This window comes from Thalassospira sp. (assembly GCF_040218635.1).
In the GTDB taxonomy this organism is placed as follows: domain Bacteria; phylum Pseudomonadota; class Alphaproteobacteria; order Rhodospirillales; family Thalassospiraceae; genus Thalassospira.
On the sequence record NZ_JAVJRB010000010.1, the window covers coordinates 30,117 to 50,406 of the forward strand.

Sequence of the window (20,290 nt, forward strand, 5' to 3'; positions counted from 1 at the left end):
AAGTCGATGGCAGGCATATCAGCCTTGTGCCGGTTCCGCATTTATGCGTGGTGTGATCACGGTCATCAACAAACGGAATGGCGCCAGACAGGTCAGTGCCATGATCACCTTGGCGGTGAAATCACCCAACGCCCAAGTATCCCACGGAAGACCGGTGCCAACAAACGCGATTGAAAAGAACAAAGCCGTATCAACAGCCGACCCGATCCCCGATGACACCAGCGGTGCTTTCCACCAGGTGGCGCGACGCAATTTGTCAAAGATGGTTACATCAAGCATCTGGGCAATCAGGAAGGCCGTCCCCGATGCAATGGCAATGCGCGTGTCTGCAAAAATCAGCGACAACACAACCGCCAAAGCAAACCCTGCCAGAACCACAATGCGTGCGGCTGCGGCCCCGCGTGCGCGGTTGGTCAGATCGGTTACAAGAAATGCCACCGGATAGGTGAAGGCACCATAGGTCAGCCAATCGGCCAAAACACCCGGCAACGGATATTCGACCAGAATGTTTGATGCGACAACGGTTAGCGCCATGGCCAGAATGCCGAAAATGATCGCTTTCATCTTCATGTCCTTCATAAGGTCACCCCACGCATAACAAATCTCGCGGCCCACTTTATTGGGCGACGATCAAAACCGGGGTTCTTCAACTTTGGTTGCCGGGTGTTTACGCCCAAGCCCCCAAGGGGTCAAGGAAAAACGGCGATCAGGGAAACCCTGACCGCCGCTGCAGATCGCTGCATGCGCCCCGGGGAAAAATGGGGCACAGTGCCGCGAAACAGTATTCTTTTTTAATTACAGCATGATGCCGCGAATGGTGAAGAACAGCAAAGCACCAAGGAACGCACCAGCCGGAACCGTCACCACCCAGGCGGTTGCAATCGTCACCGCATAACGACGACGAACCAACAGACGCTTACGGAATTTCCGTTCAGCTCTTTCTGCTTCGTTCGGGTCGATCTGACGCAAGGCTTCGATATGCTCGTTCGTCTTCTCCCCTTCCGGGGCATCGACCAACATCGGCGGGGACAGCTGACGACGACGATGTGACAGGCTTTCACGCAGGAATCCAACGCCAAACACCGCGCCAACCGCAATATGGGTTGAACTGACCGGAAGCCCCAAGGCAGAGGCGACAATCACGGTAAGTGCTGCCGACAGGGCGACGGTATAAGCACGGATCGGATCAAGCTTGGTGATTTTCGATCCGACCGTACGGATCAATTTCGGACCAAACAGGATCAGACCGGCAGAAATACCGATTGCACCAATCACCATCACCCAAATCGGGATCGGGGCCGAGGCCACAATTTCACCGCTGTCAATTGCCGATACGATGGCCGCAAGCGGGCCAATCGCGTTGGCGACATCGTTTGAACCATGCGCAAAGGACAACAAGGCTGCCGACGCAATAAGGGGAATACGAAACAGCGATGCAATTTCTTTGCGGCGACCGCTCATGGTTGAAGATGCGCGAATGACCGCCTTGCGTACCGGGATGACGGTTATGAAGAAGGCCGCAATACCAATCGCAATCACGACCGACGTATCTGCCTTCCAGATTTTCTTCACACCCTTCATCATCAGATAGACCGTAAAGGCCGACACCATCACACCGACCAAAATCGGAACCCATTTGCGGGCTGCGGCGATACGGTCATCCGTATAGATGATGCGGAATTTGATAAAGGCGAGGAAGCCTGCGGCAATCAAACCACCCAGAACCGGCGAGATGACCCAGCTTGCTGCAATCGTTCCCATGGTCGGCCAGTTGACCGCACCAATGCCAACAGCAGCCATACCAGCGCCCATCACCCCACCAACGATGGAATGGGTGGTTGATACCGGCGCACCAAGCCAGGTCGCAAGGTTCAACCAAAGTGCCGCTGCCAGAAGGGCTGCCATCATGGCCCAGATAAAGGTCTGGGTATCTGGCATTTGGGCTGGATCAATGATGCCGTTCTTGATCGTGCTGACAACATCGCCACCGGCAATAATCGCACCGGCCGCTTCAAAGACCGCAGCAATCAGAAGTGCGCCCACCATCGTCAGCGCCTTGGAACCGACCGCCGGACCAACATTGTTGGCAACGTCGTTGGCACCGATATTCAGTGCCATGTAACCACCGATCACTGCCGCAGCGATCAGGAAGCCACTTTGCGGCAAGCCACCCATGTGAAAGGCAACAAACGCACTACAGGCCAGCAAGAAAACAATAGCCAGTCCAAGCTTTGCACTGATCGAGGCGGTTTGATCCATCCCCGCATCCATGCGCTTCTGCCACTTGAGATCTTTATCCAGAGCAGTTTTTTTTACCGACATAATCAACCGTTACCACCAAAGGGAATCGTCGGGCGGATCATGTCGAAGCAGACGCACTTTGTTAAGGTTTTTTTGCGCTTATGTGACAGTCATTCCCCAAACCCCTGACTTATCAAACAAAACGGCCCCACAAAGTGGAGCCGTTTTCGATGAAAAGATGTGTATCTAAGATCAGCGACCGAATTGATTCAACAGACCTTTTAGCAATCCTTTGGCCGCATCTTCGGCCGAACCGCCGCCTGATTCTGATGAACCACTGCTTGATCCGCTACCCCCCAGTGCCTTGTCCAAAATATTGTCCAGAACCTTGACCGCGATCTTATCCATGCGACCAGTGATCACCGGATCATCAATTTTGCCTTTCGCGTAAACGCTGAAAGGTGGCAATTCTTCGATCTTTTTCGACAGATCAAAGTCAGCCTGGGTATCCATAATCCATTTCGGCAAATCCAGTGTCGCATCGGCGTCCGCCGTGCCAACACGTGAAATTGCTTCGACCCGTGTCGTTTTGGCAATGCCCTTGGTAATGACAATGTCACCTTCCAAGGATTGCAGAAGATCGTTGTCGCCAACCCCTTCAACCACCATTGCCTGCGGCCCCTGACTAAGCAGTGCCTGAATATTCAAGCTTGGATCGGTCGAACGTTTGCTTGCATTGCTAAACCGAACGTCGCTGAGCACCAGATCAGCCGTTCCGTTCAATGCCGAAACCAGTCGACGCGAAGTATTGCCCGATGCAGTGACATCGAATTTAAGGTTCGCCCCGCCTTGAACGGTGTCATTGGCCACTTTGATCGGGGCGAGTTTTTCAATCCGCCCGCCATCAAGGGCGCCTTTCAGGGCCAATTGCGGCACATCGGAATTTCGGGCATCAAACGTGCCATTAATCCCCAAATCACCGTCGCCCAGCAGACCGTTCAGATTGGCAATCGTCAAAAGCCCGCTTACCAGCGTTGCCTTCAAATCAGGCTTCACAAGGCTGTAGGTATCAAAATCAAGCTGATCCAGTGCGATGGCAATATCCGCATCAATTGATCGCAATGCCGATACGTCAATGACGGTATCATCCCACGGTGTGCCATCACGGGCATCAACACGGGTCACATTATTGATACGGTCTGGCAGATTAAATGCGGCCTTACGCGGACCACTGCCCGCACCCGGCATCAAACCGGCACGCTTTTCCCCTGGCAGGAACGGATCAACCACAAGCGTTCCACCTGACAAGGTCACAGACAGTTTAGGCTGCGCCTGTGATCCGTCGAACTTGACGTTGCCTTGAGTTTCAAATGCACCGACAACCAGTTTCAAATCATCAAGGCTGATGTTTTGCGCATTGCCCTTCACCGCACTTGAAACCGCCAGTCGGCCAAGATTGCCCGACGGATTATAATCCGGTGCCAAAAGATCCAAGGCCCGGTTCAGGCTGGATGCCTGAAGTGCCAGCTTTCCGGTCAATCCCGGATTGGCACCGAGCATTTCGGAAACCACACCATCAAGTGCGACCTGCAGCAACGGATTGGACACATCAAGATCAAGTGTCGGCCCCGTTACCGGACCATTCACGCCCAGATTTGCCTGAATGCTTTTATAGGCACTTGCCGGTGCCGGAAGGCTAATGCCCGTCAGCTTGACCAGTGGTTCAAGCGTTTTGGCCGTCACCCGAACCGTCAGGTTCTCAAAGGCCGGAATATCCGCCGTACCGTTAAAGACACCCTTGGCACTGGCGGCAAGTCCGGCAGCATCGGCAATGGCAAAGTTGTTCAGCGTGATATTGGCACCTTTGATATTGCCATCAATGCTGATGCCACGTACCGCAACACCCGATGAAATAATCTCGTCCGCTGCAAGACGATAGTTCGCCGCCAACCCATCAAGAGGCGCCAAGGCATCCTTGATCATCTTGACGATATCATCGCCATTGCCTGTGGCAGGTTCGCCATTGGCATTCGAGGTTGTCGTCGCCGCACCATCCGCACCAGAAGAGCCCGCATCAGATGAACCCGAACCGGCATTCTGCGCAGCATCGCTGCTCGGCGTGCTGGCGACATACTGATCAAGATTGATCCGATCAAGCTTCAAGCCAATCCCTAGGGACGGAAGCCCCGAACCGCTTAGATTGGCAACCACCGCACCGCGGATCGCCGTATCGTCAATGCGCAAATCAAGATCGGAAACGTTCAGCTGGTCCGGCGATCCCTTGATCCCGCCAGTTAACGAGAACCGGCGCAAACGATCGGCACGTATCCCGTCAACATCAACGCCAAGCCAACGAATAACAGCCCGGATGTTTTCCGACGCAATTTCATAGCTAAGGGCGGCACTCAGTTTCGGCTTCTGCCCGGAAATACTGCCAAACACAGCAAGGTCTGTACCGCCCGGAAGGCCTGCGGATACCTCGTTCAGGGTAATTTTGCTATCCGCAATCGCGGCATTGATCCGCGCATTATGGACTGGTGTTTGATTATAGATCAGCGTCTCGACCTCAAAATCGATCGAGGCGGTTAAATCAGCCGGAATGGCCGGGGCATTCGCAGATGCCCCTTTTTTAACCGAGCTTTGCGATGGAATGGACTGTGCTGCCCCCGCGTCATCTGATGCCGCACCGTCCGAAGAAGCCCCCCCACCAGTCGTTAAATCAGAAGAACCGCTGGCTTTCTGTGCCGCTTTATCGCTGATGTCGGCCAGAACCAGAATGCTATCAAGATCAAGCTGATTGAAACGAAGCGCAACATCCGCACGCATGCTTGGTTCCTGATCAATGGCAATTGCACCAGAACCACGTGTTTCGCCAAAACGGATCGACAGATCGTTCAAGGTCACAGACTTGGCATCGGCTGTAATGTGCCCGCCAATATCCAATGGCTTGGCCGCCACATCGGGAATATCCGCACCTTCGCCCGCAATGCGAATCGCTGCTTGGCGCAGATCTTCGAAATCGCCATTGATTTGGCCATCAAAACTTGGGCTATCGGACGAAAGATCGACACGCCCGCCAACCGTAATACCGCCATCAACCTTATCGATACCAAGCTTGACACTGACCGGGAAGGGTGACGTCTGGCTGATCTGCCCGACATTGAACCCAAAGGTCAGAGGAACGCCGCGATAAAAGACGTAACCTTCACCCTCCATCGGGCCATTTAGCGTATCTGCCGAAACACCAATGGTCAGACCTTCGATACGTTCAACAGACCCCGGCGCACGATAGATGATGGTGGCATTTTCGATCTCAAGCCGGTCAACCTGAATGGTGCTGGCGAAATCACTGCCCCCGGCCTGCGCGTCATCACTGACTTGCTCGGAACTGCCTGCCTGTTCTTGCGATTGATCAGATGCCTGATCACTTGGTGCGGGCATTGTAATCGTCCCGGCATCCGGGCCCGAACGGGCGGCCTGTGCCGGATCAAACACCAGATTGTTGGTACCATCTTCAAATGTTTCGATGGCAATAACCGGATCAATCAGGCTGACTTCCTTGACCTGCACATTGCCGGTCAGAAGCGGCATCAGGGCAACAGATACCCTTACCTCGCCAATCGATACCATTTCGGCATCCTGCGCACCGGCCAGGTTGCTTAAACTCACCTCGTCTGCAGACAGCGACGGCGACGGGATCAAGGACATTGAAAGATCGCCCGCAATCACAAGGTCACGACCGGTTGCATCGCGCACAGCTTGACTGATCTGCGCCTTGTATCCGTTCCAGTCAATCAATGACGGAATGATCAGCAGTGCGGCCACAAGAACCACAAGTAACGCACCGATAACGGCAAGGATCTTTTTCAACAGTCAGGCTCCGCTTGCTCGCGAGATCAGTCTGCCGTCTGGCAGTGACCTTCAATGGTTTGATTTTAAGTCTAGGTTCAGGACCTTAAAAGCATAGGGCTCATGGAATCTGTCGCAACATAAAATGGCAAGAGAATGTTGCTTCTTTCAGGCAGAGATAATTTTGCACCAACCATGGGCTTTGATCCCGTTTTATCATGTGATCCACCTTCATGTGAGTTGGAAGGCCCCTTTGATCAAGCGCTGATCAAAAACCACATGATTTTTAATCGATCAAAACTAGGCCGGAATGCACGGAAACAAAACCCTAAATACCCATCTGCGCATCACTAGAACGTGAAATACATACTTTAAAATCAATTAGATACTGGAAATCAGCACCGAAAATGATACATTTTACAAAACAATAATTTCAATCCTGACTTTCATTCCGAACGAAAGATCGTTGCAGCAGATGCAACAGGGAGGATTAAAACAAATGACCGACACAACAATTGAAACGCCAGACAAGACACCGGACGCCGCAATCGAAAACCGCATACATGGCATTGGTGTGCGCGAAATAAGCACCGATCAATCTGGCAGCTGGCTTGAAGCCGGATGGCGCGATTTTAAACGCACGCCTGCCATCGGGCTAAGTTACGGGGCTTTTTGCGTTCTGGCAGGCTGGCTTGTCGTGCTGAGCATCTTTCGCACCGGGCAGCCCTATCTGACCCTACCGCTTGCAGCAGGCTTCATGCTGCTGGCACCCTTGGTTGCCGTTGGGTTGTATGAAACCAGCCGCCGCCTTGAAATGGGTGAAAATGCCACCCTGTGGCACAGTCTGAATGGGTTTCGACGCAATCCCGGACAGATCGGCGCAATCGGCGTGGTGTTGATGCTGTTCTTCTTGGCATGGACACGGATTGCGATGTTGCTGTTTGCACTGTTCTACAATGGCACCGTGCCATCGCTGGATGTGCTGGTTTGGGAAACCTTCTTTTCGCGGGACGCCATCACGTTCCTGATCACCGGCAGCATCCTTGGCGGGGCGCTTGCGATCATTGTTTTTGCCATATCGGTCGTCTCGATCCCGCTTTTGGTGGATCGCGACGTCGATGTCATCACCGCCGTTATTATCAGCGTCTCGGCATTCAAGAAAAACTGGAAAGTCCTGATCGGCTGGGCTGCCGTCATTGCCATCCTGTCGGCCTGCGGCATGATTGCCTTTATGTTTGGATTGGCCGTTATCATGCCACTTCTCGGATATTCCAGTTGGCATGCCTATCGCGGGATCATTGATACCAGTCAGGCGGATGTCGCACGGCTGCGCCGTCAGGTGCCCTGAAGAAGCATCCAAACAACACTGCATTCCCCATCAATCATGAGAAACGCTGCCCCAGAAGGCAGCGTTTTTCGTGAAGACATCAACCATGACAAAATCGCATTCTTCAAATGATATCTGGAAAGCTTGCCGCAAATTGTCCACAATCTGCCGTCAACAGGTAGTCACCATTCAACCATCTGCATTTGCGAGATAAATTTATCATGCGCCGTCCCCCTGCAATTCGTCATGCTGTCGCGGTTTCAACATCGCTTTTTGCCCTGATCGCACTTGCAGAAGATGCCTATGCCCAAACCGACACGGCAGACGGGCCGCAATCAACCCGCACACCTGATGAAAAATGGGGTGTGTCCCTGTCGGTCGAGAACGATCTGTTCACGCCAACCAACAGCGATCAGCATTACACCAATGGCGTGCGACTTGCCTTTGTCTCGCCCGAGGATTCAGCACCGGCAGCGTTTCTGAACATTGCGAAAAAGGTGCCGTTCTTTGCATCCCAGGGCCGCATTCGCACCAGCTATTCGCTGGGCCAGACCATGTACACGCCTGATGATATTACCATCGCAGAAAATCAGCCCAATGACCGACCATGGGCCGGCATGCTGTATGGCACGGCGGGGCTTTTGTCCGATACCGGACTGCAACGCGAAGACGCGGGCAATGGTGATGTCAGCAACTATTCGCGCATTGATACGCTTGAGCTGACACTTGGCGTTGTCGGCCCGGCTTCGCTTGCCGACAAAACGCAGGATTTCGTTCACAAACTGATCGACAGTCCGCGCCCCGAAGGCTGGGACAACCAGATCAAAAACGAACCGATCATTGGCCTGACCTATGAACGTAAATATCGCAGCTGGTTTGAAGCAGACATTGCCGGGATCGAATTTGATGCAACGCCCCACGGGGCGCTGACACTTGGCAATGCGTTTACCAATGCCGAACTGGGCACGATGTTTCGCATGGGGTTTGATTTGCCTGCCGATTACGGCCCGCCGCGCATTCGCCCAAGCCTGCCGGGATCAGATTTCTTTGCCCCGGATACCGAAGGCTTCCCGGTAAGTGGTTATTTGTTTGCCGGTTTTGCCGGTCGCTATGTTGTTCGCGACATCACCCTTGATGGCAACACATTCGCCGACAGCGCATCGGTGGACAAAGAACCCTTGGTCGGGGATTTGCAAGTCGGTGTTGCCATGATCATTGGTCAGGCCCGCCTGACCTACACCCACGTTTACCGCACGGCCGAATTTACCGCCCAAAGCGGTGCCGATCAGTTCGGCTCTGTGTCCCTGTCATTCCGGTTCTAGTCATAAAAAAAACGGGGCCAAATGGCCCCGCTTTTGCAACCTCATGCATTTGTATGAGGATATCAAAGGCCCGGAATAAGCTTGCCCGGATTCATTAGCCCCTTGGGATCAATCGCCGCTTTGATCGTCCGCATCAGGGCAATGGTGTCTTCGCCATGTTCGGCAACCATAAAATCAAGCTTGCCATAGCCAATGCCATGTTCACCGGTACAGGTCCCGCCAAGCTTCAGCGCACGTTCAACCATGCGATCATGCAGACGTTTTGCTTCGGCCATTTGCACGGGATCATCCGGCTCAAGCAGGATCAAGGTGTGGAAATTGCCATCCCCGACATGACCAACAATGGTGCAGGTCAACGGGCTGGCATCACAATCGGCACGGGTTTCCGAAATCGCTTCGGCCAGTTTTGAAATCGGCACACAAACGTCGGTCGGCATGCCTGCCTTACCCGGTTCAAGCTGAAGTGACGCGTAATATGCCTTATGGCGCGCTTCCCAAAGCTTGTTGCGGTCTTCCTGACGGGTGGCCCATTTGAATTCTTCTGCGCCATATTCTTCGGCAACCGATTGAACGAATTCGGCTTGCTCCTTCACCCCGGCTTCGGTGCCATGGAATTCAAAGAACAGGGTCGGCGCCTCTTTATGATCGGTTTTCGAATAGTTGTTGATCGCGCGAATTTGCAAATTATCCAGCAACTCGATCCGCGCCACCGGAATGCCGGCCTGAATGGTCAGGATGACGGTATCAACAGCTGCCTCGACCGACGGGAAGGCACACACGGCGGCCGACATTGCTTCGGGGATGCCATACAGCTTCAACCCGATTTCCGTGATCACGCCAAGCGTCCCTTCGGATCCGACAAACAAACGGGTCAGATCATACCCCGCCGATGATTTGCGCGCCCGGTTGGCAGTTTTGATGATTTTGCCATCCGGCGTCACCACGGTCAGGCTCAGAACATTTTCGCGCATGGTGCCATAGCGCACCGCATTGGTTCCCGATGCCCGCGTTGCGGTCATGCCGCCAATCGATGCATTGGCCCCCGGATCAATCGGAAAGAACAAACCGGTATCGCGCAAATGTTCGTTAAGCTGTTCACGGGTCACACCGGCCTGAACGCGGCAATCAAGGTCTTCGTTATGGACCGCAAGGATCGCATCCATCCGTGACAGATCAATACAGATCCCGCCGCGCAAAGCCGCAACATGCCCTTCAAGCGACGATCCGGTACCAAAGGGCACAATCGGAACCTCATGGGCCGCACACAGCTTGACCACTTCGGCGACTTCTTCGGTCGATGTGGCAAACACAACCGCATCGGGCGGTGAAGATGCGTGCCAGCTTTCATCCTTGCCATGCTGCTCCAGCACAGCCGCCGCAGTTGAAAGGCGATCCCCAAGCATTTCGCGCAAGGAATTGATCAGACTTTCGGGGGTTTCGACGCGTTCATAATGACGATCTGACATGGTTTTACTCTTTGGCCTCTTTGGTCCTGGTGGCGGTCCGGGCAACAAGTCATATGATATGAGGTTTAGCCCTGCTGTCCTTGATAGGGGCGCATAGACTACGCCGGGATATCAAAAATTGGTATTACCTTTTACCCGAAAAGGGCAAAAAATCTGCACGTTGTGCGGGATGCATTGATCAAAAACCAAATGCATTCCGTAAAAATCAACGCACAGTAAAAGACAGCAAAGCCTGGCGCTGCTTAGCCCTTGTTGCGATCTTGCGGCAAAGCTGCGGCAATGCGGTCGGCCAGGCGCGAGAATGGCAGGCTTTGCAACCACACTGTCCCCGGCCCTTCAAGGGTTGTGACAAACAATCCCTCGCCGCCAAATAATGCATTGGTGAAACCGCCGACAAATTTGATCGAATAATCAACCAACGGGGTCATGGCGACCAAGGCACCGGTATCAACCCGAAGCGTTTGACCGGGTGCCAGATCCTTGCGAATGATTGTGCCGCCAGCATGCATGAAGGCCAAACCATCACCGCTTAGCCGTTGTAAAATGAACCCTTCGCCGCCAAACAGCCCAGCACCCAGTTTCTTGGAAAAGGCGATATCAATATCAATGCCCGCTGCGGCACAGAGAAACGCATCTTTCTGGCAAATGATTTCACCACCATGTTCGGCCAGATCAAGCGGAACGACCTTGCCCGGATAGGGGGCGGCAAAGGCAACATGCCCCTTGCCCGATCCTTCATGAACAAAGCTTGTGATAAAGAACCCTTCGCCGGTCAGCATGCGTTTGAACCCGGAGAAAATGCCCCCACCCGTTCCGGTCTGCATGGCAATGCCATCGCCCATATACATCATGGCACCGGCTTCGGCCCGAACCCCTTCGCCCGGATCAAGTTCGATCTCTACCAACTGCATTTCTTCGCCATGGATCGTATAGTCGATCACGTCTGCCATGCGGGCGTCTCCTGTTTTGAATTTGTCATTGAATTCTTATGCTGTGGCCAAGTCTGAAACGTGTTGTCGCTGATCGCAAGAAAAAGGGGCAACAATCAGGTCGTTTCATAACCGACAGCTTGTAAAAAGCTGAAAATCACGCAGGATATCAAACACGGAATTTTGCCGGAGGCATCTGTGCATCAACGGTTTCGACACTGGCATGTTTGGAATTTTCTTTGGCTTCTGCCGATGTTGGCAGCAATGCTTTCCGGTTGCCAGAAATCTGATACGTGGAACTATACCGTCTGCCGGATTGCCTTGCCGGGCATCGAAGATACTACAACCAAATTCCGCCTGCTTACCCGGTTTGATGACATCACCGATCCGGCACGCATCACGCTGCTTTATCAAATCGTCCCGACGATAGACCAGACATCGACACCCAAGGACGATGCATCCTCATCTCTGATAACACCCCAAGCACCTTTGCCAATTCACAGCTTCACCTGCCTGTTTAGCACCCCCGAAACCCCGAACGATCCCGCCCGACTTATCGGCATCGAAACCAGCCGTTTCGGGGATGTGTCGACCGCGCATCTGACCTTGTTAAACAGGTTCTGGCTGGATCGCGTTGGCCGTGCTGCGTTGGACAGTTATGTCGATGCCGATCAGCACGGGTTGCTGCCAAACGTGCAAGAAGTCGGCTCCAAATTCGCCTATGGTCTGCAGCTTGCCATCAACGGGCTATCACGCGGTGCGATCTATGGGTTGCTGGCCATGTCCTTTACCCTGATTTACGGCCTGATCGGACGGATCAATCTGGCGTTCGGTGAAATCGTTATGACGGCCGCCCTGTCTGCCGTGATCTTCGGATTGTTGCTGTCATCCAATATTGGCTGGAATGTCGGGTGGATCGTCGTCGGCGCGACCGTTGCGGCGACATTTGTCGGATCGGGGTTAAGCCATCTGACATGGCGCACTGTATTCGGGCCGCTTGGTCGCAAGGCTGCGGGGGGCCGGGCGGTTATTGTTGCCTCGCTTGGTTGTGTGCTGTTCATTCAGGAATTCGTACGCATCGTGATATCGGCACGGAATTTCAATCTGCCGCCACTTTGGTCATTTTCCATTCCGGTGTTACGCAGCGATCACTTCGTCGTCCATGTTCTGGGATTTGATCTGCTGTCGATTGGCATGGCCATCATCATCGGGACCGGATTGTTCTGGGTGATGGCAAAGACCCGTTTTGGAAAGCAATGGCGTGCAATCAGTCAGGACCGTGTTGCGGCGGCCCTTTGCGGGGTATCGCGACAGCGAATTGAATCACAAAGCTTTGTATTGGCTGGATTTTTATGTGGTGTAACTGGTGCGATCATGGCGTTGCGTTATGGTGTGATTAACTTTCACTCCGGTACACTTTTCGGATTCAAGGCGCTGGTTGCGGCAATTCTGGGTGGTATCGGACATATGCGTGGCGCCTGGCTTGGCGGATTTATCATTGGCCTGAGCGAGGCATTCTGGTCCGGATATTTTGGCGGGGCCTATCGCGATGTAGCGGTTTTCGGACTGCTTGCTGCTGTTCTGGTTCTGCGCCCCGGAGGTCTTATGGGCGTGTCTGATGAAAAAGATAGCTTGTTTTCAACACGTTCCGGACAAATATAAAGTTCTGATCCTGAAAAACTACTCTGGGCGCTTCCTGAACAACCAACATGACATGCGGCGAAGGCACACACCATGGTCTCACTAAAAACACTGGACTGGATCACACAGGATGAGGCTATGGACGTCTCCCTTGCCAAGTGGCAACGAGTTGTTGATTTGATGACGACCTTGTTGGGGGCAACAGCAGGCTACGTTGTTGAATATCATGCCGACCATGGCTATCGCGCGGTCCTGACCAGTCAGAACGCCGAAAATCCCTATCCCAAAGTTTCCGGCAAGGCCGAGCCAATTGACTCCAACATCTATTGCCGTCGCGTTGTGCAATCAAAAGCATCCCATTACGAACCCGACGCGACGGGCAAAGCAGAATGGGCGGATAATCCGGAACTGATTGAAATCGGCTATGTGTCTTATTTCGGCATTCCGCTTTTCTGGCCCAATGGCGAGGTATTTGGAACGCTGTGCGTCTTTGACAAGAAGCCAACCGGCTATGACGAGACCCTTATTGAACTGATGGGTGTTTTCCGTGATTTGATCGAAGCCGATTTAAAGCTGTATGAACAGTTTGAAATCATGCGCAACCTGTCGATGAGCGATCCGTTGACCGGGTTAAACAACCGCGCGGGGTTCGAATTGCTTGCCGAACAGAAAATCCGCATTGCCAAACGCTATAAGCACAATATCGGGATCATTTTTATCGATCTCGACCGGATGAAACACTGGAACGATGATTACGGCCATGCCGCCGGTGATGCAGCGCTTCGCGCTGTTGCCGAGGCGATTACTCAAAGCATTCGCGAGGTTGATATTTGCGGTCGCGTCGGCGGGGACGAGTTTGCTGTTCTCGGCTATGTGCGCAACCGTGGAGACCTGACGACCATCATTACCCGGGTCCGCAACGCATTGGCCCACGCCAAATTGATCGTACCGAATGCAAAATCCCCTATTCAGGAAACCCCGGAAGTCAGTTCCGGCGCGTCGGTGTTTTTTGATCCGCTGACCCAAAGCCTTGAAGACATGATGGCGGCAGCGGATCTTGAAATGTATCGCGACAAACGACAGCGCAAAAATAAATAACGTCGGGCATATTTTGCCAGTATTTGGCCGGAAACCGCCTATTTTTGCGTTAAGTCTCTGGGAAAAATCCGTCTTCCCCTGCCCGGTATTAACGACATGGTATGGTTTTTAGGGCAGACTCCCGACCGGGCGCAAAGTCCCACATAAAAATAACGATCACGAGCTTATAAAAATGCAGATCCGCAAAGGCACTGCCGACGACCTTCCCGTCATCCGCGACCTGACCAAACGGGCAACGGATGCAACCTATTTCAGCGATGGCATGGGCGATGCCGTGACAATGACGGTCGCCACCTATGTTGACAGCTCGACCAGTGTTTTTGAGTCTGCTCTTACCAGTGACAATCATTCGGTCTATGTCGCCACTGCGGACGATACACTTCTGGGCTATGTCATTGCCATTCATGAAGTGCCAGAAATCGAATGGATCATCGTCGATCCGGCATCCCATGGCAGCGGTGCGGGCAAGGCATTGATGATTGCCGCCCTTGATGCCCTGGCCGAAAAAGGCCCGCGCAGCAATGTGCGCCTGACCGTGGTCGCCCATAATGAACGCGCCAAAGCCTTTTACCGCAAGTTCGGTTTCCTCGTGACCGGCCCGGTCCCCGGCCGCGATATCCCGACCGTGGAAATGCAGCGTGCTGCTTGACAACAGGGGCGCAAAACGACATTTTGCGCCCTGAATTTAATCGGAGCTTTTATGTCAGAGACCCGGCACAGCCGCTGATCGCGGTTTGACAGCCCAAAGCCCGGTCCAATGAATTTGGATCTGGCTTTATCCCTTGAAGACCGCTGATCAGCAGATCGGATCGCCTGCCTGAACATTGTTTTGGCGTGCGTGACCGGTACTGTTGTGCCCGTCCCGATCGGAAACCGCTTTTCTTACTGGTTTTCGGACTCTGACCATTGAATATATCGAAAAATGAACAGCGCGTGCTTCATGCACTCGCACAGGGCGGCCTGATCAAAGTGATCAAGGACGACAAAAACCATATCCTCGAAGCAGATTGCATCACACGTGACGGCTGGCTTCTAACCGACTGCACGATCGAGGTTTTCAAGAAACTGCGCAAACGCCGCCTGATCCGCTCACGTGGTGGTGCGCCGTATCGCATCACCCGCGAAGGGCTGCTTGCGGTGCGCGCAGAATTGTTTCAACGCTAATGGCAAAGCCCGGCTGTTTTTGCAGCCGGGCCTTACTATTTGTGGGTGACGATATTGACCAGCATGCCAAACGGGTCCCGAACATAAAACCGCCGGACACCCCATGGTTCATCGACCGGGCCATATTCGATTTCAATGTCGGCGGCCTGCATCCGGGCCAGTGTTTCTTCCAGATCATCGACCTCAATCGACATATCGGGCACCGGGGTACCCGACCCGCCTTCGGTCGCAAAATTGACCTGTGTGGTCATGGTTTCACCAGATGCGGCGAATGTCCTGATCCAGCCATGATCCATGACGGTCGAAAGACCCAGAATATCCTCGTAAAAGGCTTTGGCCTTGGCGATATCCGCAACGGCGAAATTTGAAACGATCCGTTTGACGGCCATGTCACACGCTTCCTGTTACTGTGCTGCCTTCGTATCGGCATCATCCTTAAGACGCTTATACGGCCCGAACGGGATTTCCTTGGGCGCGAAGGTTTCAGGCGATGCCCGGTCCCAGCGCGAATGCCAGTCAGAAAGCTCTTCGATTTCGGTTTCAGCCAACAAGAAACCTTCTGGCAAATAGGGATAGGCTTCGTTGCCATCCAGAAACTCGTTGTCTTTTTGGCGGACCATAAAGTGATAGGGCATGAAATTGCGTGGGTCATGCAGGCCCGCCGCCCCGGTAATTTCCGCCAGCGCATGCATGGTGTTTTTATGGAACCGTGCAACACGTTCGCTTTTATCACCCGGATCAAGGGCGCGTTGGCGGATTTTATCCTGTGTCGCGATGCCAACCGGGCAGCAATTGGTGTGGCATGACTGGGCCTGAATGCAGCCCAGTGCAAACATGAACCCACGCGCGGCATTACACCAGTCCGCCCCAAGGGCAAGGGTCCGCGCGATGTCAAAGGCCGACACGATCTTGCCCGCCGCGCCGACTTTGACCTGTTCACGAAGGCCCGCCCCGCGCAGGGCATTGTGAACGAATGTCAGGCCTTCATGCATCGGCATGCCGACATGATTGGCAAATTCAACCGGGGCGGCCCCGGTGCCGCCTTCCTTACCGTCAACAACGATGAAGTCGGGCACAATGCCGGTTTTCAGCATGGCTTTTAAGATGCTCATAAACTCGCGGCGATGCCCGATACAAAGTTTAAACCCGACCGGCTTGCCGCCTGAAAGATCCCGCAATTTTCCGATGAACTCCATCAAGCCAATCGGGGTGGAAAATGTGCTGTGCGCGGCAGGCGATATGCAATCAACACCCATCGGGATGCCGCGTGCTTCGGAAATTTCCTTGGTGATTTTGGCGGCCGGCAACATGCCGCCATGGCCGGGCTTGGCCCCCTGGCTTAGTTTCAGTTCGATCATTTTGACTTGCGGGTCGGCGGCTGTTTCGGCAAAGCGTTCTTCGGAGAACGTGCCATCATCATTGCGACACCCGAAATAACCCGATGCCACCTGATAGATCAAATCCCCGCCGCCTTCGCGGTGATAGCGTGAAACGCTGCCTTCGCCGGTGTCATGGGCAAAGCCGCCCTTCTTCGCCCCCTTGTTCAGCGCCAAAATCGCATTGCCCGACAAAGAGCCGAAACTCATCGCCGAGATGTTATAAAGGCTTGCCTGATAGGGTTGCTTACACTCGGGGCCGCCGATGCGAACGCGAAAATCGCTATCGGTGATCGTGGTCGGGGCGACCGAATGGGTCAGCCACGCATAACCGGATTTATAGACATCTTCGATGGTGCCAAACGGGCGTTTGTCTTCGGCACCCTTGGCACGTTGATAGACCAGGCCACGCGCCTGCCGGCTAAACGGGATTTCATCACGGTCGCTTTCCAGCAGATATTGGCGAATTTCCGGGCGGAAACTTTCAAGGATAAAGCGGATATGCGCGCTGATCGGATAGTTGCGCAGGATAGAATGCTTGTTCTGACGCAAGTCATGAAACCCGACCAGCAACAGGGCGCCAAAGATGATGGCAGGCACCCAGAACCAACTGTTGACCACGCTGGCACAGATCACAAAGACGGCTGTCAAAAGCGCAACGCCGCCAATGACAAAATAGCGTTGGTTCAAGATCAAGAATTTCAACCTTCGACCACCTCCAATACTAGGCAGAAAATCGACATAAGTCCGTTCACGCCAAACTAAGTACAGCTGTATGTTTTCTCAAATGGTCCGAATGCCCGCTCATGATACCAAAACCAAGAATACAATCTCCGCATGCAGACAAAGAACATCTCAACCAAATAGATATTGAAAGAACACCTTTTATATCACTATGGTGTATTTATTGGGAAAATAGCAACCGGCTTCAGGACAATGTCATCAGTTATAACGGTCATGAACATGAAGGGCGGCGTTGGAAAAACAACTGTATCCATGCATATTGCGGGAATGCTAGCTCGATACAAGTTAACGCCATCAGGTGAAAGCAAAAAAATTCTGCTAATCGATTACGATCCGCAGTTCAACCTTTCACAGTCAATGATCCCTTCCGAGAAATACTTTTCTTTAGAGAAAAATAACAAGACAACTTTATCGATTTTAACAGACGACCACGAAGAAAAAGATCCCTTCACCATCAATGCCCCAGGGAGCACGAATCCCCCAAAAGCAAAAGATATATCTGTAAACTTTTATTCCAAAAAAGAAAGATCCCTAGATGTAATACCAGCAACATTAGATCTAATGTACATTGCTCTAGCAAACTCGAACAAAAAAACAAAACCGATACACGACAGATTCCGGAAATTCATAACTGAATCTAGAAAACTTTATGACGTGATAATAATAGACTGCCACCCTGCTGGATCAATATTTACTCAAACTTCCCTATCGAATTCTGACCACGTCATCATACCTGTTGTTCCACAGTACTACGCCACACGAGGCATTGGCTTAATGATGACGTTCATCAACAACAAAATCAGAGAAGGGGCGCACATTAAGCCACACATATTGTTCAATAAAACTAGCACAAAAGGCATTTCCACTGAAGAGTCGCAAATCCGATCAAACCCGAGGTACTCAAAATACTGCTTAAAGAACACGTTGAAAAATTATAAAATATTTGGCGACCCTCAAGAAGGAACTGGTTTTGTATGGAACAGCGGCAAACCATACAGCACGACAGCCTTCCGCAATCTTTACGCAGTATCAGAAGAGATCGCGACTTTAATCGAAAAGGCAAACACCTAGCCATGAAGCCAGCCACTAAAAGCAAATTACTCAAGACTCTTATCACGCTCGACCTCCCACCATCCGAGCTGAGGGAGATATCTGAAGAACTCCTTTACAGTGATCTGAGATACGAATTAGCCGATGCGCTCAGAGAGGCCGCGAGCTTGCTCGAAAGAATACTCCCTAAAGAAACTGCCGAAAGCAAATCACCCCAGAAAAAAACAACATTTCAGAAAAAACAGATAGACGACATAGTCAAAGAGATAAGAGAAAAAAATGTAACAAAATCAGATATAATAAATGTGATAGAATCATACTTATCGGAAAAAGATAAAGTAAACATAAATGAAAAAATGACAATCTCAAGAATAATAGAAAAAATACTTGAGACTCAAAACAAAAATAAATACAATAGAATAATACAAACAATCAAAAATATACAAAATCAAGATCCATTCCTAAAAGGAATAGAAAAAAAATATGAAAAATGAAAAAAAATCATAAAATAGTATCAGAAACATTTTCCAGTATAGACTGGAATAACAACATTAAAGAAATAGTATCAGATGATGACGTGTGCCTAAAAATATACGATTCGATCAAAAAATACTCTGACCTATGTAATGAACTAAAAGAATCAGATGAAAGTGACTTTTCTCACTGCTTCTTAAATGAGATGCATTTTTCCGCCCAAAATGCATGTATACTTTTGGCTCTAGGCCTATACAAGCCAGCAGCATCCTCTATGAGAACTGCATTAGAAAGCTGTCTTTACTACACTTACTTCCGCACGCACCCGTCTGAACTATACACGCTGTCGACTTCTGACAAATACTTCATTTCCAAAAAAGAGATTATAGATCACCATAAAATTCACACTCCTTTTTTCGGAAGCAAGCAATCTTTACTTAACCTATCCGACAAACTCGACAAATGGTATAGTTATACATCAAGAATAATTCATGGACAGATCCCGAAAGAATGGAATACGTATTCTTCAATTAAGAATATTGAACACGACAATACAGTTTTAGAACAGTGTTTGGACAAGTTACAAGAAAGCCAAATCTTGTGTTACCACCTTATTCTTTGCACAACTGATATTGAAGTTTGGGATGCTATGAGCGAGCATATGAAGAAGAATCTTCTGGCTGGGATATCGCTTGATAAGAAGAAAACTTTGATTCCCCAATAGCCCACAATCCATGGAGATCCCTTTTCCTCATAAGGTCATAATCCCCACAAAGATGTATTCATAAATGCAATTACGTCTTAGAGCACTGATCACAGGGGGCTTTCATCATGATCAAAAGCGCAAAGCTGCCAATGACAAAATAGCGCTGGTTCAATATGAAAAATTTCACGGTGCTCTCATCCTGTCAAATTGGTGCGATATGGCGTAATCGCAGCGGGCCCGATTTCCAGATTTTCAGATTTACGCTGCCGTCGTCAGCGTAAAATCGACATGCACGGCATCAAAAGGAAACGTTATCTGGCCACTTTCCTCCCGGTCAAGAACGCCAGCGTTCAGCAAGGCATGAACATCCCCATGAACCGTTTTGACATCCCGACCAACCCGCCTGGCAGCTTCACGCATGCTCATCGCCCCCTGTCCGGTCATGACTTTGAGCAAGTCCCACCGTTTGGGCGTCATGGTTTGCCACAGCAACTCAACCGATGCGAACGAGATATGCGCCCCCTGCGCCGTGCCGTCAAACGCAGCAAGCGCACGGTTGGTCACATCATCGCGCGACGCAACCGAAAGAGTTACCGTATTGGAAGTGTTATCGGTGGTCATATCCGCCTCCATCCATCGACATCGGCCCAGAAATCACGCAGCAATTGCGCCGGTGTCGAAAAGTCATAGGATATTTCAACATCGCCAATATGCCTGTGGTCACCCTTGCCAGCTTCGTTGTCATAGCGAAGGACACATTCCCCGGCGACGACATAAACCAGCGCATATTTGAACATATGCGCAGAACCACGCACCGATTTCGGCACCCGCCAAATGCGCATTTCAACAAAAGCATCTGGCGCAAGCTGATGACGCTCACGCATAAGCAAATTAGCTTTCATG

18 protein-coding genes are annotated in these 20,290 nt (G+C 51.7%); 9 read left to right on the forward strand and 9 right to left on the reverse strand.

Translation table 11 applies throughout. The features are described 5' to 3' along the window. Window positions 1-18 precede the first annotated feature (18 nt). The 3 genes from RIC05_RS10690 to RIC05_RS10700 all read right to left on the reverse strand — a co-directional run bounded on the left by RIC05_RS10690 (window position 19) and on the right by RIC05_RS10700 (window position 6,111). Window positions 19-564, reverse strand: coding sequence for a queuosine precursor transporter (locus RIC05_RS10690; protein WP_350047331.1), 546 nt, complete (start codon window positions 562-564; stop codon window positions 19-21). Window positions 565-795: 231 nt separating this feature from the next. Continuing rightward, a complete protein-coding gene (locus RIC05_RS10695) occupies window positions 796-2,322 on the reverse strand; it encodes an inorganic phosphate transporter (RefSeq protein ID WP_502989548.1) in 1,527 nt (508 codons plus the stop codon). A gap of 171 nt (window positions 2,323-2,493) precedes the next feature. Further along, the gene (locus RIC05_RS10700) at window positions 2,494-6,111 is read right to left on the reverse strand and encodes an AsmA family protein (RefSeq protein WP_350047329.1); all 3,618 of its coding nucleotides are present in this window, start codon (window positions 6,109-6,111) and stop codon (window positions 2,494-2,496) included. Between the two features lie 478 nt (window positions 6,112-6,589). Here RIC05_RS10700 and RIC05_RS10705 point away from each other — a divergent pair, with 478 nt between their 5' ends. Then, complete coding sequence (locus RIC05_RS10705; protein ID WP_350040716.1) at window positions 6,590-7,438, forward strand: DUF2189 domain-containing protein; 849 nt, start codon at window positions 6,590-6,592, stop codon at window positions 7,436-7,438. Window positions 7,439-7,638: 200 nt separating this feature from the next. Then, window positions 7,639-8,739: a lipid A deacylase LpxR family protein gene (locus RIC05_RS10710; RefSeq protein ID WP_350047328.1), complete on the forward strand. Its 1,101-nt coding sequence runs from the start codon at window positions 7,639-7,641 to the stop codon at window positions 8,737-8,739. Window positions 8,740-8,801: 62 nt separating this feature from the next. Here RIC05_RS10710 and RIC05_RS10715 read toward each other — a convergent pair whose 3' ends face one another. After that, window positions 8,802-10,205, reverse strand: coding sequence for an FAD-linked oxidase C-terminal domain-containing protein (locus RIC05_RS10715; RefSeq protein ID WP_350047327.1), 1,404 nt, complete (start codon window positions 10,203-10,205; stop codon window positions 8,802-8,804). A 242-nt stretch (window positions 10,206-10,447) separates the two neighbouring features. Further along, window positions 10,448-11,155: a TIGR00266 family protein gene (locus RIC05_RS10720; protein WP_350047326.1), complete on the reverse strand. Its 708-nt coding sequence runs from the start codon at window positions 11,153-11,155 to the stop codon at window positions 10,448-10,450. A gap of 231 nt (window positions 11,156-11,386) precedes the next feature. Between RIC05_RS10720 and RIC05_RS10725 the strand changes: the two genes are divergently transcribed. The 4 genes from RIC05_RS10725 (at window position 11,387) to RIC05_RS10740 (ending at window position 15,037) form a co-directional block, all read left to right on the forward strand. Next, a complete protein-coding gene (locus RIC05_RS10725; RefSeq protein WP_350047325.1) occupies window positions 11,387-12,796 on the forward strand; it encodes a branched-chain amino acid ABC transporter permease in 1,410 nt (469 codons plus the stop codon). Between the two features lie 117 nt (window positions 12,797-12,913). Continuing rightward, window positions 12,914-13,873 (forward strand): sensor domain-containing diguanylate cyclase, encoded by a 960-nt coding sequence (locus RIC05_RS10730; RefSeq protein WP_350047324.1) that lies wholly within the window; start codon window positions 12,914-12,916, stop codon window positions 13,871-13,873. A gap of 172 nt (window positions 13,874-14,045) precedes the next feature. Beyond that, the gene (locus RIC05_RS10735; RefSeq protein WP_350047323.1) at window positions 14,046-14,522 is read left to right on the forward strand and encodes a GNAT family N-acetyltransferase; all 477 of its coding nucleotides are present in this window, start codon (window positions 14,046-14,048) and stop codon (window positions 14,520-14,522) included. A 257-nt stretch (window positions 14,523-14,779) separates the two neighbouring features. Beyond that, on the forward strand, window positions 14,780-15,037 hold the full coding sequence (locus RIC05_RS10740; RefSeq protein WP_350047322.1) for a YjhX family toxin: 258 nt from the start codon (window positions 14,780-14,782) through the stop codon (window positions 15,035-15,037). A 35-nt stretch (window positions 15,038-15,072) separates the two neighbouring features. Here the strand turns inward: RIC05_RS10740 and RIC05_RS10745 are convergent, their stop codons facing one another. Together RIC05_RS10745 and RIC05_RS10750 are read right to left on the reverse strand one after the other, a co-directional pair. After that, on the reverse strand, window positions 15,073-15,426 hold the full coding sequence (locus tag RIC05_RS10745) for a VOC family protein (RefSeq protein ID WP_350047321.1): 354 nt from the start codon (window positions 15,424-15,426) through the stop codon (window positions 15,073-15,075). Window positions 15,427-15,441: 15 nt separating this feature from the next. Beyond that, a complete protein-coding gene (locus tag RIC05_RS10750; protein WP_350047320.1) occupies window positions 15,442-17,118 on the reverse strand; it encodes an FMN-binding glutamate synthase family protein in 1,677 nt (558 codons plus the stop codon). A 165-nt stretch (window positions 17,119-17,283) separates the two neighbouring features. Between RIC05_RS10750 and RIC05_RS10755 the strand changes: the two genes are divergently transcribed. Genes RIC05_RS10755 through RIC05_RS10765 form a run of 3 tightly spaced genes read left to right on the forward strand, consistent with a single transcriptional unit; the run spans window position 17,284 to window position 19,405 of the window. Next, the gene (locus RIC05_RS10755) at window positions 17,284-18,228 is read left to right on the forward strand and encodes a ParA family protein (protein WP_350047319.1); all 945 of its coding nucleotides are present in this window, start codon (window positions 17,284-17,286) and stop codon (window positions 18,226-18,228) included. Between the two features lie 2 nt (window positions 18,229-18,230). Then, the gene (locus RIC05_RS10760) at window positions 18,231-18,701 is read left to right on the forward strand and encodes a hypothetical protein (protein ID WP_350047318.1); all 471 of its coding nucleotides are present in this window, start codon (window positions 18,231-18,233) and stop codon (window positions 18,699-18,701) included. After that, window positions 18,698-19,405, forward strand: coding sequence for a DUF5677 domain-containing protein (locus tag RIC05_RS10765; RefSeq protein WP_350047317.1), 708 nt, complete (start codon window positions 18,698-18,700; stop codon window positions 19,403-19,405). Before RIC05_RS10760 ends, RIC05_RS10765 begins: the two co-directional genes overlap by 4 nt. Before the next feature lie 240 nt (window positions 19,406-19,645). On the opposite strand, the gene RIC05_RS10770 is transcribed toward RIC05_RS10765, so the two are convergent. Beyond that, window positions 19,646-20,008, reverse strand: coding sequence for an HVO_A0114 family putative DNA-binding protein (locus RIC05_RS10770; RefSeq protein ID WP_350047316.1), 363 nt, complete (start codon window positions 20,006-20,008; stop codon window positions 19,646-19,648). Further along, entirely contained in the window at window positions 20,005-20,271 is a 267-nt protein-coding gene (locus RIC05_RS10775; RefSeq protein WP_350047315.1) for a toxin-antitoxin system TumE family protein, read from the reverse strand. Before RIC05_RS10775 ends, RIC05_RS10770 begins: the two co-directional genes overlap by 4 nt. Window positions 20,272-20,290 lie beyond the last annotated feature (19 nt).

What these genes read in the sequence shown, in the direction of transcription:
- RIC05_RS10690 (WP_350047331.1), bottom strand. Translation starts at nt 564, where the DNA reads ATGAAAGCGATCATTTTCGGCATTCTGGCCATGGCGCTAACCGTTGTC.
- RIC05_RS10695 (WP_502989548.1), bottom strand. Translation starts at nt 2,322, where the DNA reads ATGTCGGTAAAAAAAACTGCTCTGGATAAAGATCTCAAGTGGCAGAAG.
- RIC05_RS10705 (WP_350040716.1), top strand. Translation starts at nt 6,590, where the DNA reads ATGACCGACACAACAATTGAAACGCCAGACAAGACACCGGACGCCGCA.
- RIC05_RS10710 (WP_350047328.1), top strand. Translation starts at nt 7,639, where the DNA reads ATGCGCCGTCCCCCTGCAATTCGTCATGCTGTCGCGGTTTCAACATCG.
- RIC05_RS10715 (WP_350047327.1), bottom strand. Translation starts at nt 10,205, where the DNA reads ATGTCAGATCGTCATTATGAACGCGTCGAAACCCCCGAAAGTCTGATC.
- RIC05_RS10720 (WP_350047326.1), bottom strand. Translation starts at nt 11,155, where the DNA reads ATGGCAGACGTGATCGACTATACGATCCATGGCGAAGAAATGCAGTTG.
- RIC05_RS10725 (WP_350047325.1), top strand. Translation starts at nt 11,387, where the DNA reads ATGTTGGCAGCAATGCTTTCCGGTTGCCAGAAATCTGATACGTGGAAC.
- RIC05_RS10730 (WP_350047324.1), top strand. Translation starts at nt 12,914, where the DNA reads ATGGACGTCTCCCTTGCCAAGTGGCAACGAGTTGTTGATTTGATGACG.
- RIC05_RS10735 (WP_350047323.1), top strand. Translation starts at nt 14,046, where the DNA reads ATGCAGATCCGCAAAGGCACTGCCGACGACCTTCCCGTCATCCGCGAC.
- RIC05_RS10745 (WP_350047321.1), bottom strand. Translation starts at nt 15,426, where the DNA reads ATGGCCGTCAAACGGATCGTTTCAAATTTCGCCGTTGCGGATATCGCC.
- RIC05_RS10760 (WP_350047318.1), top strand. Translation starts at nt 18,231, where the DNA reads ATGAAGCCAGCCACTAAAAGCAAATTACTCAAGACTCTTATCACGCTC.
- RIC05_RS10765 (WP_350047317.1), top strand. Translation starts at nt 18,698, where the DNA reads ATGAAAAAAAATCATAAAATAGTATCAGAAACATTTTCCAGTATAGAC.
- RIC05_RS10770 (WP_350047316.1), bottom strand. Translation starts at nt 20,008, where the DNA reads ATGACCACCGATAACACTTCCAATACGGTAACTCTTTCGGTTGCGTCG.
- RIC05_RS10775 (WP_350047315.1), bottom strand. Translation starts at nt 20,271, where the DNA reads ATGCGTGAGCGTCATCAGCTTGCGCCAGATGCTTTTGTTGAAATGCGC.